The organism is Shewanella kaireitica (assembly GCF_023284045.1).
GTDB lineage: Bacteria > Pseudomonadota > Gammaproteobacteria > Enterobacterales > Shewanellaceae > Shewanella > Shewanella kaireitica.
This window is the reverse complement of the sequence record NZ_JAKIKQ010000005.1, coordinates 16,801-31,049: the sequence shown is the minus strand read 5'-3', so window position 1 is coordinate 31,049 and position 14,249 is coordinate 16,801. Positions and strand designations below refer to the sequence as shown.

15 protein-coding genes are annotated in these 14,249 nt (G+C 42.3%); 7 read left to right on the top strand and 8 right to left on the bottom strand.

Translation table 11 applies throughout. The features are described from left to right. Nucleotides 1-118 precede the first annotated feature (118 nt). A complete protein-coding gene (locus L2730_RS08785; RefSeq protein ID WP_248974249.1) occupies nt 119-2,062 on the top strand; it encodes a methyl-accepting chemotaxis protein in 1,944 nt (647 codons plus the stop codon). Nucleotides 2,063-2,160: 98 nt separating this feature from the next. After that, on the top strand, nt 2,161-3,012 hold the full coding sequence (locus L2730_RS08780) for a hypothetical protein (RefSeq protein ID WP_248974248.1): 852 nt from the start codon (nt 2,161-2,163) through the stop codon (nt 3,010-3,012). A gap of 74 nt (nt 3,013-3,086) precedes the next feature. Here L2730_RS08780 and L2730_RS08775 read toward each other — a convergent pair whose 3' ends face one another. The 4 genes from L2730_RS08775 to L2730_RS08760 all read right to left on the bottom strand — a co-directional run bounded on the left by L2730_RS08775 (nt 3,087) and on the right by L2730_RS08760 (nt 6,361). Beyond that, complete coding sequence (locus L2730_RS08775; RefSeq protein ID WP_248974420.1) at nt 3,087-3,560, bottom strand: peroxiredoxin; 474 nt, start codon at nt 3,558-3,560, stop codon at nt 3,087-3,089. A gap of 161 nt (nt 3,561-3,721) precedes the next feature. Continuing rightward, nucleotides 3,722-5,224: an arylsulfatase gene (locus tag L2730_RS08770; RefSeq protein WP_248974247.1), complete on the bottom strand. Its 1,503-nt coding sequence runs from the start codon at nt 5,222-5,224 to the stop codon at nt 3,722-3,724. Beyond that, nucleotides 5,221-5,613: a DUF4345 domain-containing protein gene (locus L2730_RS08765; protein ID WP_248974246.1), complete on the bottom strand. Its 393-nt coding sequence runs from the start codon at nt 5,611-5,613 to the stop codon at nt 5,221-5,223. Before L2730_RS08765 ends, L2730_RS08770 begins: the two co-directional genes overlap by 4 nt. 199 nt (nt 5,614-5,812) lie before the next feature. Beyond that, nucleotides 5,813-6,361, bottom strand: a complete 549-nt coding sequence (locus tag L2730_RS08760) for a class IV adenylate cyclase (RefSeq protein WP_248974245.1) — start codon at nt 6,359-6,361, stop codon at nt 5,813-5,815. 289 nt (nt 6,362-6,650) lie between these two features. Here L2730_RS08760 and L2730_RS08755 point away from each other — a divergent pair, with 289 nt between their 5' ends. Then, a complete protein-coding gene (locus L2730_RS08755; protein ID WP_248974244.1) occupies nt 6,651-7,196 on the top strand; it encodes a GNAT family N-acetyltransferase in 546 nt (181 codons plus the stop codon). Here L2730_RS08755 and L2730_RS08750 read toward each other — a convergent pair. Both L2730_RS08750 and L2730_RS08745 read right to left on the bottom strand, forming a co-directional pair. Continuing rightward, nucleotides 7,180-7,758, bottom strand: a complete 579-nt coding sequence (locus L2730_RS08750) for a phosphatase PAP2 family protein (protein ID WP_248974243.1) — start codon at nt 7,756-7,758, stop codon at nt 7,180-7,182. The genes L2730_RS08755 and L2730_RS08750 overlap by 17 nt on opposite strands. 121 nt (nt 7,759-7,879) lie before the next feature. Next, nucleotides 7,880-8,563, bottom strand: a complete 684-nt coding sequence (locus L2730_RS08745; protein WP_248974242.1) for a hypothetical protein — start codon at nt 8,561-8,563, stop codon at nt 7,880-7,882. A 529-nt stretch (nt 8,564-9,092) separates the two neighbouring features. On the opposite strand from L2730_RS08745, the gene L2730_RS08740 reads away from it, so the two are divergent. From L2730_RS08740 to L2730_RS08725, 4 genes are all read left to right on the top strand, one after another. Beyond that, on the top strand, nt 9,093-9,740 hold the full coding sequence (locus L2730_RS08740; protein WP_248974241.1) for a hypothetical protein: 648 nt from the start codon (nt 9,093-9,095) through the stop codon (nt 9,738-9,740). 95 nt (nt 9,741-9,835) lie between these two features. Beyond that, a complete protein-coding gene (locus tag L2730_RS08735; protein WP_248974240.1) occupies nt 9,836-10,162 on the top strand; it encodes a DMT family transporter in 327 nt (108 codons plus the stop codon). A gap of 126 nt (nt 10,163-10,288) precedes the next feature. Then, nucleotides 10,289-11,062 carry a phytochelatin synthase family protein gene (locus L2730_RS08730; protein ID WP_248974239.1) on the top strand — a complete coding sequence of 258 codons (774 nt, stop codon included), beginning with the start codon at nt 10,289-10,291 and terminating at the stop codon, nt 11,060-11,062. An 80-nt stretch (nt 11,063-11,142) separates the two neighbouring features. Next, nucleotides 11,143-12,480, top strand: coding sequence for a serine hydrolase domain-containing protein (locus L2730_RS08725; RefSeq protein ID WP_248974238.1), 1,338 nt, complete (start codon nt 11,143-11,145; stop codon nt 12,478-12,480). Nucleotides 12,481-12,636: 156 nt separating this feature from the next. Here L2730_RS08725 and L2730_RS08720 read toward each other — a convergent pair whose 3' ends face one another. After that, a complete protein-coding gene (locus tag L2730_RS08720; protein WP_248974237.1) occupies nt 12,637-12,957 on the bottom strand; it encodes a hypothetical protein in 321 nt (106 codons plus the stop codon). A gap of 747 nt (nt 12,958-13,704) precedes the next feature. Continuing rightward, the gene (locus L2730_RS08715) at nt 13,705-14,118 is read right to left on the bottom strand and encodes a VOC family protein (protein WP_248974236.1); all 414 of its coding nucleotides are present in this window, start codon (nt 14,116-14,118) and stop codon (nt 13,705-13,707) included. Nucleotides 14,119-14,249 lie beyond the last annotated feature (131 nt).

Sequence of the window (14,249 nt, the reverse complement as noted above, 5' to 3'; positions counted from 1 at the left end):
AGTTTTATTCAAATTCATTTTTTAAAACAATGTTTTTATAATTGACTGTTTCTCTGTAATTTTTTTGTAATCTAAGTGACATATTCTAACGCCATCTTTTTAGATGTCGGTCAACGGAATGAAAATCTCAACCCTGTCACTCTCTGCATCTGCAGTATTATTATTCATTGCAGCATTACTCGCAGGGGTGGTGTTTTGGAGTAGTGAAGAGCGGCAATTTATTGAACAACAAACATCAGGATTACAACAGATCCAAAAAACGTTTCTGGTAGAGATAAGGCGAGAACTTGATAGCTACCTGTCCAGTGGTGATGCCAGTAAACTTGAACAAGCAAAGCTCAATCTAGCCGACATTCAAGCCGATATAACTCAACAAAAAAGTGTCGAAGTCCTTCCCTTGCAAGCTGCGATTAGCAGTTTTGTGCTAGCACTTGATAATGACTACCGCGCAGCGGGCAAGCTCGCGGGTAACCCACGACAACTGCTCGCCCATGCAGAATCAGAGATGCTCGATTATAATCGACGCCTTGCCGATTACGCTTTTCAAGGCTTGCAGCAACAACCAGATCTTGCCAATAAATATCTAGCACTAACTCGAGAGCTTCCTCCGTTAGTTTATGGCTTATCTCAAGTCACAGATGGTTACTTAATCGGTAAAGAACAACGTCTAAAATCAATGTTAAACAGCCTAATTACAGAGCTCAATGTTTGGCATGATACGCTCGACTCCCTGCCGCTTATTGGCATCTATGAAACTATAGAGGTGGATGAATTTGCGCTCGGCGATGATGAGGGAGAAGAGATAGAGATCGGCGAAAATGCTCGTAGTGAACTACTGAGCCTAAGTAACCGCTATAACAAAGAGGTCAATAACACTCACTCGCTGCTCATTGATAACCAGCGCACTCAACAAGCAATGACCCAAGACATCGCTAATATAGAGCAGCTTTTACTCGCATTAGGCCTAGAACAACAGCAACATAATCGGCAGTTAAAACAAGAGCTCAGCATGGCAATATATATCATGGTGTCGGTACTGATTGTGTTTGCAATTGGCTATTTAGTGCTGCAACAACGACGAGTGATAAAACCACTGAAGCACCTTAACCGTGCTTTTCACAAATTGAGTGAGTCAAACAGTCGCGAGCGACTAGCGATACAGCGTCGCTGTGAAACAGGGCAGATTGCAGGCCACTTTAATCAACTTCTATATCGATTTGAAAAAGAGGATGAGAGCCAAAGAGAGCAAATAACTCAGGTATCTCAATCTCTAAGCTTACTGGTTGAACGAATTTCGCATATTTCAGCCAGTACAGGACAAACTCAAAAGATTGTGCTCACAGCCCAAGACCAAACCGAACATATCCGTGGACTCGCGCAAGATGTGAGTCAAACATCTGAACAAGTGGAACGCAGTGCACAACAGACAATGCAGCAGATGCTGCTTAGCCAGCAAGAAGCACAGGCGGTGCTGGATGCGACAGAAGAATCCCAAAATGCGGTATCTCATTGTCATCAGTCGCTTTCAAGCTTAACGACCTCTGTCTCTGATGTATCACGGATCATTGATGTCATTAGTAACATTGCCGAACAAACCAACCTATTAGCACTTAATGCTGCCATTGAAGCCGCAAGGGCGGGAGAACAAGGCCGTGGCTTTGCAGTGGTTGCAGATGAAGTTCGAAACCTTTCACAACGAACGCAAATATCGCTAAAAGAGATCATGCAGATCCTCAATCAACTCACTCAAGCCAACACCGATCTAGATACCCGAGTGCAAGGGATTGAAGAGACAACATTACTGCAAAAACAGCGTGCTCAAAGCCTTTGGCAAGTTGCACAAAGTGTGCAATCGCAAGCAAGTGAAATGGCAAGCACAGCCAAGCAGGGATCAAATAGTACTCTAGAGCAGGTAAGTTACCTCGATGATTTTATTACAGCGATGAATAGTCTTAAAAACCACGCCCAAGCCGCGTCACAACAAAGTGAAGAGATAGCAAAGGAAGTTGAACTCAGCGTTGAAAATATAGAGGTCAGTCTAGGAATTAGGGCAAGCATTTAATAAAAGGTACATTTCTTGGTAACCTTTCTATAAAAACCCAGCTAAAATGAACTTACTTTCAATAGCATATTGCTGGATTTAACTATTATAGGGACATCATGAGAAACCTCCTTTTAAGCGCAGTTATTGCGACAAGTATTTTATCGGGTCAGGTAAATGCTGAAACCACTGACTCTCCTTTTGCCGTATCAGTCATATCTGCTATGGAAGCCTACGAGGACTCTCCAGACAGTTCACTGTCTAAAGGTGTCGGTTTGTCCTTGATATGGGATGACTTACGCTACGACAAAACCTATAAACTAGACAAAAACTACTTTAGAGTGCGCGGTACGTATTACTACGAAAAAGATTCAGAAAAATACGATGAAGATAGATATCGTAACTCGATGGATTTAAAGTTTCACTACCAACGTCCATTCATGAACATCAATGATAATATTGACCATACTTTGAGCTTTGTTGGCCGTCTTGAAGGTCACTACAACAGCCAACAACTGGAAGAGTTTGAGGTTTTAGCGGTTGCGGGAATAGGGATGAACAACCGTTATGGCACTGAAAATTTCTATGATTTAGGTCTTACTCTAGGTCTAGCTTATAGCGAAGAGGAAAAAGATGATGATTGGCCACGTGACTCTCAAGGTATTACTGAAGATGAGTTAAACCGTAAAGGTTATGGTTATTACTTTTCTTGGAGTAACCGCTACACCTTCAGCCACAGTGGCGTGCAGCTATCATTAGAATACAGTCGTTACGACGGACTTTGGGGCTATGATGGCAACAAATCATATACCTTCAACCGGTTAAATATGGGGGTGATAGTGCCTTTGTCGAATAACAATAATCTGCTGCATTTTATGACTCAATATATCGATAGAGAATCTGAGCAGGATCTGATTGGCTTTGATGATGTACTTTACCGAGTGGCCGTTGAGTATGTGCATTACTTTTAAAGTATATAAGTAAGTTACCACCCCATAAAAAAGGAGCCTAAAAGCTCCTTTTTTATGGCATTACAGAGGGTTTGCTATAGCGTTGCAAAAACCGCCTCGGCAGTACTCACTTCAAATGACTTTGGCGCCTCAACATTAAGTGTTGTAACCACACCATTATCAACTACCATGGCATAGCGCTGTGAGCGTATCCCACCAAAACCAGCCGTATCCATCTCGAGCCCAAGCGCCTTGGTAAAGCTTGCATCACCGTCGGCTAACATCATAAGCTCTGAAGCATTTTGCGCTGCGCCCCAAGCTTTCATAACAAACGCATCATTAACAGATACGCAGGCAATAATATCAACACCTTTCGCTTTAAACTCATCAGCCATCACCACAAAACCGGGTAAATGTGCTTCTGAGCAAGTGGGGGTAAAAGCACCCGGCACGGCAAAAAGTACTACTTTTTTATTGGCAAATAGCTCTGCTACGTTATGGTTTAACATACCTTCAGCTGTTAGTTCTGACAGAGTCCCCCCTGGTAAAGCTTGTCCTTGTTCAATCATCATCCGCTCCTTTCAATGTAATGTGGTAACTGTGGCTACATGCTAGTGCAGTTTATCGAAAACAAATACAGATAGAAAATAAGGTTATCTAATCACAGTACTGATAGTGACAAAAAAGCTCATCGTTTATGATGAGCTTTTAACGCGTCTATTCAACTTAGTTAATTGCCGACCCCACCACTATTAACAGGACCGCTATCAGCAGTCACTGCAGGCCACTGTTTGAAAGTTGCTAAATGCTGCGCAACAGCTTCTTGCGCTGGCCCAAAGGCCCACATTTTTTGCCCCATCCACTTAAGGTACATACCTGACTCTTCTGCTGCTCGTTCATAAGGATCTTGACGTAAATTAAACAGTAGTGGCGCATTTAGTTCCTCTTTGGCTCCACTCCAGCCATTATTTTGCACCACAAAATGTGCTTTCCAATTACCGACCCGCACCGCCTGCAGTTTCGTACGCTCATAATAGAAGATCTCTTTACGACTCGACGGCTTATCTTTAGTCAACATGTCTAATTGGTTATAACCGTCTAAATGAGCTTTGAAGCCTTTATATCCCTTAAGCATTTTTTGTTTAAGATCTTGCGGACCACCAGCAGCAGCCACTAAGGTTGGCAACAGATCCATACCATCGAACATGCCATTATTCACCTTTCCAGCTGGGATTTTGTTCGGCCATTGGATCAAAAATGGTGCTCGAACACCACCTTCCCAAGTAGTGCCTTTCTCACCATGAAATGGCGTCATACCACCATCGGGCCAGGTCATGATTTCAGGGCCATTATCGGCAGTGAAAATAATAATCGTGTTGTCTGCAATGCCTAACTCTTCAATTTTAGCCAGCATCTCACCGACATGGTCATCGAGATCTTTCATCACCACTTCTTGTAAGCCCCAACCATTGGTACCGAGCATTTTTTCATACTTAGGCGATAAGTGAGTCCATACATGACCTCGCGATGGGCAATACCAAGTAAAGAAAGGTTTATCCGCTTTAACCGCTCTTTCGATAAAGTTAATTGCATGCTTGTTAACTTCATCATCTAAAGTGCGCATTCTCTCAATGGGTAGCGGACCATCATCTTTAATTGTCTGTCCCCCTTTTCCATCTGATTTAGCATAAATGACATTTCTTGGAGCAAATTTTTGAAATGCTTTGTCTTTTGGCCAATCAGGATCTTCAGTGTATTCCATTGCATTGAGGTGATATAGCCAACCCCAATACTCATCAAAACCGTGTTGAGTCGGTAAAAACTCATCCCTATCACCTAAGTGATTTTTACCAAACTGACCAGTCATATAACCCATTGTTTTTAAAACTTCTGGCAGTGTCGGTGTATCTTTATTTAGCCCTACTGGGCCACCAGGTAGACCTACCGTGTGCATACCCGTTCTGACAGGAAACTGCCCCGTCATAAAGGCTGAACGCCCAGCGGTACAAGATGGTTGCGCATAGTAATCTGTTAGCAGCATACCTTTTTCGGCAATGCTATCGATGTTCGGTGTATGACTGCTCATTACCCCATTGTGATAAGCACTAAGATTAGAGATCCCAATATCATCGGTAAAAATGACGAAAATGTTTGGTTTATCTTTGGCTGCACTCGCGCTACATGACAGTGCTGCGAACATTACCAGAATTATTGTTTTGCATACTAATCTCATTGTATTCCCTCACTTTGTGCTTGTTTAAGCATAAAAATACCTGCCACACCAAAGCCAACCTCTAGCAAGAGATAAACAAATAATAACCAGTGAGACATTCCATCAATCATTAAACTGAGTAACCTCCCAGCGCCTAGACCGAACATAAAAACAATTAGGCTGTATAAGGCTGCTTGGCGATACTTTTGCTTATAAGCGCCCAACAGCCAAAATGCAGCATTGGCAAAATAGAGCCCCATAACGGCGCGAAAAATATGCGTGAAGTTAACCCCTTCCGCTTCAATTCCAAACAGGAAGTGCAGCGAAAGCGTCGGAAAGAGTCCATATGACAGTGCAATAGGCGTTAAACCTATTACTGTTAAGATGAGAAATTTACTTGATAACGCCATTCACAGTCCTTGTTGAATATAGCTTCAACAAAGATTAGTCGAGGGTTTAGAGGATTCAAGTTTTTGAGATTAAAAAGGGAGATTTACAATAGCCTATCGACGATTCAATTGCGCATAACTGTAGCAACAAGTAGCAATTGCCAGGCACTTCGCGCCCTTAAGTACCACTAGAGCGTAAACGCTAGACAGCCGCTTGTTTTCACAATGAAAGCTGAGACTGTAGCTGGCGGTAGGATTGATGTTCTATATCGTCATTGGTTAGGCCGAACCTCGATGCTAACTCCAGCAACTGCAGCCGATACTCCTCCAACAAAGTGTCATCGTCGGTCATGATCGCGAACTCAGCAAAATATCCCAAGCCTTGAAGATAATCGACAGTAATATGAAATTTGCCGACAAAGTAGATACTACGGGTCTTCTGCATCGATAATGCAACTTCATAGCCCATCGTTTTAAGCATGCTCTTAGCGCTAACAGCATCGGTAATATTGGTGGCTTCACAGCGATCAGACTCAGGGCCTTTAACAATCCAGAGCTTAATGCCAGATGGCTCCATTTCGCGTATACAGACACTCTTTCCTTGTGCAAGCAGTTCGCCTTTATTATCAAAATAGCAGTCAGATTCAAGGTTATCTTGCAACATGACTTCATGGTCTATTGCGTTCAATATCTTTAAAAAGCTCGCTTTATCATGCAAACGAAACTTAAATTCGACTTCATATCGGCCTTTAAAATGTTCATAACTCATTACTGGTTCTCTCGACTATCTGAGCGCTAATTGAAAACAAGTTGATGATAATTGATTTGAGGACGAGTTATACCTATCAGTATAAAAACTGTGTCCTAGTGCTCTATTGTTTTACCCTCGTTCCACTGCTATGCAAATGTTACGCTTATAAAACTATCAGCAAGGAGGAACCAGCTTTTTAGGGCAACCTTTACTAGAAATCTGTATTAGATTAGATATTGTTAAACTGTATCTAGCTTATATTTCTATATAAAGTAAAAGCCAATACCGAAATGAGAAGGGAAGTAACATGAAAATCATCACAGAGACAGCACGGTTGATTATTCGAGAATTCAATCTAGATGATGCGCAGGCAGTTTATAATTTCAATGCCCCTGAAGAGGTTAACCGCTACACGGGCGACGCTGGAATGTGCGAAAGTATTGAAGATGCGACAAATATCATCAAAAATATTTGGCTTAAAGAGTACGCTAAATACGGCTTTGCGCGCTGGGCTGTCGTGTTAAAAGAGACCGGCACTGTTATTGGTTTTTGTGGCTTTAAAAATGAAACTCGCATTGATGCTATCGATATTGGCTATCGTTTCCATCCAGATCACTGGGGCAAAGGTTTCGCCACTGAGTCAAATCAAGCTTGTATTGATTATGCCAAAGAGCACATGACTATTGATAAGGTTTATGGTGAGGTAATACCAGAAAATACAGGCTCAATTCACGTACTGGAAAAACTAGGCTTTAAGTTTGAAAGGCAATACCAAGAGGATGGTTACACTATAGACAGCTATGCCATTCAGCTAAAACAACCAGTGCATAGTTTGATTAAAAGCGGTAGCTAAACATCAGCCCCTGACCATCTTTTCCAAAACGTGCAGGGGCTAGCTGTAGGTTTGTTATAGTACAACGCTCTGTTACAAAGTAGCTAACGCCATAAGCTATTGCCGCACCAGCTAATACGTCTAACTGCCAATGCTTACTCGCTTCAATGCGCGAAGCACCGACTCCTGTGGCGGCAATATAGGCAGGCAAACCATACTGCCAACCGTAACGGTGATGTAAAAAAGCCGCGCCACTAAATGCACTTGACGTATGCCCGCTTGGAAAGCTATTGCAATCTACACCATTAGGGCGTCTCGCGTGCACCGTCAACTTTAGGCCATGGGTGACAGCTTGAGTGTATGCCCAACCTTTACCCAGCTGATACATACCTTGGGGATCATCCTTTGCCCACGCAATAAATAACGCCGTCAATGGAATAGCAAACTGACCAACATCACCATAAGTTTCAAAGCTCTCACTGTGTGCGCTGGCATTGGCATTGGCATTGGCATTGGCATTGGCATTGGCATTGGCATTGGCAGATGATAATAACAAGATAAAACCAATAAATAGGTGTTTCATGATGCATTCTCTATTTCAAATAACGGCAACTAAATTCGGCTCAATAGCAAACACAGGTTTATTTTCAGCAATAAAAAGGCCTATAAGTGGTGCTTATAGGCCTAACTAAAGTGATATAGAGCTAGAAGCGGTAACCCACAGTAAACATTAATGTGCTGAAATCTTTATCTGGGATTTGACCATTAAATGTCGCCTTTTCAGCACTATTGTTGTCGCTGCGCTTAGCGCTGCCATTCATGTCTCTGTTGCCACTATGAATGGTGTAGTGAAGGTTAAAGTTCAAGCCATTATCCATATAGTAGCCAACACCAACCATCGGCTTAACAACTGTGTTGCTCGATGTAGAAATTGAACCGGACTCCACCAGATTTTGTCCGCCTGGTATCACATCATAAACACCTACGCCGGCGTTCATTTTTAATGTAGAAAACTCAGCACCCGCTTTCAATGCAAGATAACCCGAGCCCAGCGCAAATTGGTAACCGGCATAAACGGTATGCGCTTTATAATCATCGTTGTAATGTGCTTTAGTTTGCTGTGCTGCATTATCGAATGGCATTGGCTGTAACGGTTCAAAATGCTTACTCAGATCGTCTTTATTACTGTCACCAGTGTAGCTATAACCCAAAATAAAATCTTTATACCCAGCTTCTAGGCCTAACGCTGCGCTTGTTCCCATTGCTTTATTCTTAGCGACACCGACCATAGGGTTGATAGTGAATTCACTTGCCATTGCTGTTCCCATGGCAGCGCTCAGGACTAATGCCGATAACGCGGTTCTAACTAAAATTGGATTGTTCATCATTTACTCTCTCTAAATAACAAAGGCTTCTTGCCTGTGTTACCACTTAAATCCATTTTAAGCGGCATTCAATAATGAGGAGGTTCCTCGCTAATTTATCAAGCTTCGAATTGATAACCCTCTAATTGAAAGGGAGCTATCGCAGCAGCTTGTTAAGATGAGGCAATGTTAAACAGACGGGAGTTACCAAGCATCACTAAAAGGCTTAGTCATTTTTAGAGATGAAAAATCATTATATTTACCTATTAATCAACATATTAGATCGCCACTTCAAATAAGGAATTGCAATCTTAAACAGCTTTCATTGCCATACGCTCGGTTGTAAGAGCAGTAACCATGACAGTAAAACTGCAGCATTACCGATAGCAAGCCCCTTGAATGTGCTGAAAGGCCTTCCATGGCGAGAGAATAAATATTGCAGATAAACTTTGCCATAGCATTTTGCACTACACATCACTATCAGCTTAAAAATATGCTAGTGGATTTTGGCTGAATACACTTGCGCCTCTCTTATTAAATTTAGAAATCAATAATGAAAAGCACACTATCGACTAAAGCCAATGCAGAGCTAGGTACATTAATCATCAATACAGCCGAATTAATGCAGTTGTTGTCATTACTGCCGAAGGAATATCTACGCAGCTACCCGCTGTTACAAAAAGAGCTAACTAGCAAACACCCTAATACTCGGCTTTTCAACCAAGCTTTAAAAGATCAGCTGTTTAGTAAAGAGGAGTATCGGGACCGCATTCTAGCTAGGCTCGATAGTTTGGCTTATGACGTCGTGATATCAACGAACATTGATTACCTCATTGAACGTATTTACCTGCTAGTTGGTGACGATATCAATCGCATTGACGAACTGACTATGACCGATATAGGAGTCGATATTTTGCAGCAAGTACTCAATGCACTCAGCCATGGATTCCGCAAGTCTACTCTCCCGAAAGGCGAGCACCCATTCCTCGCAGAACGAGGCCGTATTGATCACAAGTTTTGGCGACATGCTGATAAGGGGTTTGATGCTTATTGTAATGGTTACACGACCCAAGCCGCTCTTGATGCGTGGTGCCAGCTAAATCTGCATACTCGTTGCCCACAAAGCTTTCTACGCTGGGTAAAAGTATATGGCGATCCAAGAGAACTTAGTGACTGGGTCAACTACGTTAAACCTCGATAAACGGATAACCGCTACTTACTAAATACCTTAGTGATGTTTGTCTAGATAGCGAACGGTAAGATCGACCAAAGAAGTAAAGTCACCAAGAGCAGCATATGAGTCACTATATCTACCTAACCATTGCGATTATTTCGGAAGTGATTGCCACCACATTACTGCCGATGACATTAGGTTTTAGTCGCCTTGCTCCCTCGGTTTGCTGCGCACTGGGTTATACCAGTGCCTTTTACTTCTTGGCGCTATCAACCCAACAGATACCGACCGCAATTGCCTATTCACTATGGTGTGGTATTGGCATCATCCTCATCGTTATTATCGGCACGCTAAGAGGCCAGGCTGTGAACCTCGACATCATTCTCGGCATGTTACTGATCATCATTGGTATCACGTTGATCAATATCAACATTCAAACGCCCCATTAACTCTCCTATAGCGCATAGAATTGCAGCCTAGCGACTACAAGCTTTTGACTTCCATTGAGAACCTACAATATGAATTTTGGCCGCAAAAAAAACGCTTTATTATCGCTATCACTCAAGGTGTCACCTATGTATAGAACAGTCCGATTAGACTTCGCTATTTCATTACTGCTGCTCATATTCATCATCACCGTGCCATTCGTTAGCAGCAATCAAAAAACCAATGGCCGTAATACTGACAATAATACCAGCGGAGATCTTGTTACTCTCACGCCACACTATGAAAAGCAAACCCATTTAGTGAGCAGCCAAATCACCTCAATAACAATTGTGGCCAATGCCTTGCGTGCTCAAAAAATAATAAGCTCTCCAATATCCTCACTCAAAGTGCTCCCCGCTCTTGCTGCAAACACTCATTACTATACCCAACAAGCCTTAGCCGCACTTTCTGAGGAGTCAGTGTTAATCATGTTTGGTAAGGAGATGGATGACATAACTCGAACCCATTGTGGATTACAACTTTGCCAGCTAAATGCGCTTGCAAAAAAACTGGGATTGAACAGTGAAATACAACCTATATTAGCCGATATGCTGCTGCATAGTGGGCTCTATAAAACCTTAAAAAGGCGCCTGATATCTGCGCTCAATGCTCCCGAAAAACTGGTTATCATCAACTATGCCAGCGCCACTAGCGAAAGCCAGGCTTCACCATTGGCTGCGTACCATGCTAGCAGCGATTCATTTCTCGTTATAGATGTAAGCAGTACTGATAGAAACAGCGGCTGGATAAGCAGTCGGTCACTGTTTAACGCTATGACGCTAGCAGATACAACAAGTCCTGGCGGTTTTATCATAATTAGCAACCCCGCTCACCCACAAAATAACATTACTACGAATTACTAACGATAGAGTAAAAGCCTAGTAACCCAGCCATCGCTATTCTTGCTGCATCAAGTGACAACAGCTCAGCTAGAGGAAACATCATGAAAAAATCACTTATCGCACTGCCGGTTTTAATCGCTAGTTCATTGACATATGCAGCTGAATTTCAAGGCCCTGATACCGACTTTGTCAATAACGCAGCACATCATGCAATCACTATCAACAACTGGGATCAAGGCGAAAATGCCGCGTCGACTTTTCCTCAAGCTTACAAGTTTACCCACTCTTATAAACTCGATACTAACGGCATGCTCCCTGAAGTTTTTGACAACAGCAAAAGGTTAGATCTAGACGCTATTATGGTGAGCGATATTGAAGGAGAAATGTCACTTAGCAGCTTTTTACGCGATCGAGTTAAGAACCACTCAATGGTCGTCTTGCGAGATAACCAGTTACTGCATGAGCACTACTGGAACAACATGAACCAAGATACCCCCCACCTCGACATGTCGGTGACTAAATCATTCACCTCAATGGCAGCACAAATTGCGGTGGCAGAAGGTAAACTCGACATGAGCAAGAAAGTGACTGATTATCTTCCAGAATTTAAGGGGACAGCTTGGGAGAATGCGACCATACAACAAGTATCAGATATGCGAACCTCAGTCATTATGGACGTGCCAGCACATCAATCTTGGGATAACCGCATGACAACTTCGCAGTCATACAATCGCGATGGTAGCAAAGATTACCCCAATGGCATTAGTGACTACTTCCCTCTTGTCACCGAGTATAACGCTCCCATGGGCAAGGCCTACGATTACCAATGTGTTAACACAGAAGTGCTTGGTAAAATCGTTGAACATGTAACCTACAAGAACCTAGCAACCAACCTTGAACAAATTTTCCAGCGAGTGGGCGTGAGTAACGATGTCTACCTAATGGCAGATCACGCAGGCGGTGCGATGGCTTCCGGTGGTTTAAATGCTACAACAAAAGATCTTGCCCGTATCGGTAGAATGCTGCTAAACGACGGCAAGAACTATCTCGAGCAGCAAGTGGTACCAACAGCATTTATAGATAGCTTATTACAAGGTAATGACACCGTGCGCCAAGCGTGGAGTAAAGGCAAAGAAGCGCAACTCGCCGACGGTTGGTATAAAGATCAGTTTCGAGTACTCAATATTAACCAGCATAAAATCTTAGCGATGATAGGCATTCACGGCCAAGTTCTTGCCATGGATAAAGCGACAGGAGTTGTCATCGCAATGAATGGTGGTTATCCAATGAGTGAAACCCCACGTATGGCAATTAGTCTCTTTTACAAGGTGATCCCAGCAATTATCGAAGCGGCTGAAAGAAAGAAGCAAGCTCAGCCAATTGGCGCTTATATTGACCAAGATACCGGTGACTTAATTATTGTGGGCGAAAGTGAATAAGCTTTAGAATCACTGTCAACTGACAGATGAGCCAAGCGAACAGCTTGGCTCAATAAAGGAAACACTTAAAATAGCCACCTCGATGAATAGGTTATGAAATATATGGCTATGAAAACTTTATCTGTCAAAGCTACCCATAACAATCAATATCAGCCATTACCCTTGCTTGTTGTTTCTGACCAGTGCCCTTAATCGCCTTTTAATGATGACGCTTTCGAGTTTATCAGTTCCAACAAAACCAACATTAACCACTACTATAAATGCCACCCAATAAACAACACTCTCAAACGGAGCGAAACCATAAGATGAGGGCACAGCATTCATTAGGTACATCAGAGCAACTGCAGAAAGGAACACTAGCGGTATCGTCAATTTCCTAGTTTCGGATTTTGCCTGGGTTATATATTCAAGGGTTTCAGTGCTGGTTCTCGCACTTAACGGTGGGAGCTCAGCTCTTAACCAGTCTGTATAATTCAAATCACACTCCTTTGCTTTATGAATTTAGCACAATGACGATGAGCCCTGCTTACTTTACCGCTTGCGATTTAATATCCAGTATTGCAAAAATCTGCTGGCGCTGCTGAGGTGAAAATGCGTAATAACTAAAGCGAGTTTTATCATAAATATTATCTTTTATAATAATTTGATAAGGTGGAAACCTTGAGATTTTGTAGCCTTGGTATTCTTGCCACGCAAACTCGGTGACTTTCTGCCCATCTCGATAAACAAATTTATCCTCGTTTAGGCAAAGCAGCTTCGAACCATTTTTATACTTGAGCAATAAATACCCAATAGTACTAACTGAAATAATCGTAGAGAAAATAACCCCAAGTAACTGAGTACGAAAAATCCCTCCACATCTGAGAATAAATACAGAGTAAGGACAATACCAACGAAGTACCCTATGCCATTGAAAACAGCTTCGTAAATCCTAGAAAATACATCTTGAAAACGCGATTGCGAAAATTCCATTTAGTTACAACCTTTCAAATTCCATAGTGATTGCTCGGCCTAATATAATTAGTACCGGCAGATAAACTTACCAACATACTCTACGACAATAACAGCAGGCGGGTAAATTCATTCTGACAATTATTTATATATACTTAATAAACATATTTCAATGATTAGCAGTCACTCCTCCCCCTAGCAACATTTACTTTAATCCCACTGAGTTTATGAACAAACAACTAAAAAATAAGCTTTTTCACAAAGAATATGCCGTTACACACTTGTTTCTGTTAACTGCAATAAGTCCCACTTAGTGCCATAAAGATCTTTAAATACCACTACAGTACCGTACTCTTCAACCCGAGGTTCTTCGGTAAACTCGACGCCATTGGCTTGCATCAGGTGGTAATCACGCCAAAAATCGTTGGTATGCAGGAATAGGAACACTCGGCCACCCGCTTGATTTCCCACCGCGAATTCTTGCTCAGCATTACTCGCTTGCGCTAGCAGTAGATTAGCCCCGCTAGAATTAGGCGGTGAGATTAAAACCCAGCGTTTACCATTTCCCAGATCGGTATCTTCAATGAGCTCAAACTGCAGTTTCTGGGTGTAAAACGCGATAGCGTCATCGTAGTTTTTAACCACCAAAGCAATGCTGCCAATGGTTTGTTCAACTGGTTTATTCATAGGTTACCGCTCCAACAATTAAATAATGAAAAGACTCATTGATGCCAAGAATAACCAAGTAATGTGCGACTGTAACCTAAAGAGGTGGAATTAAGGATGGCTCAAACAGGGTTTGAGCCATTATCTTGTTT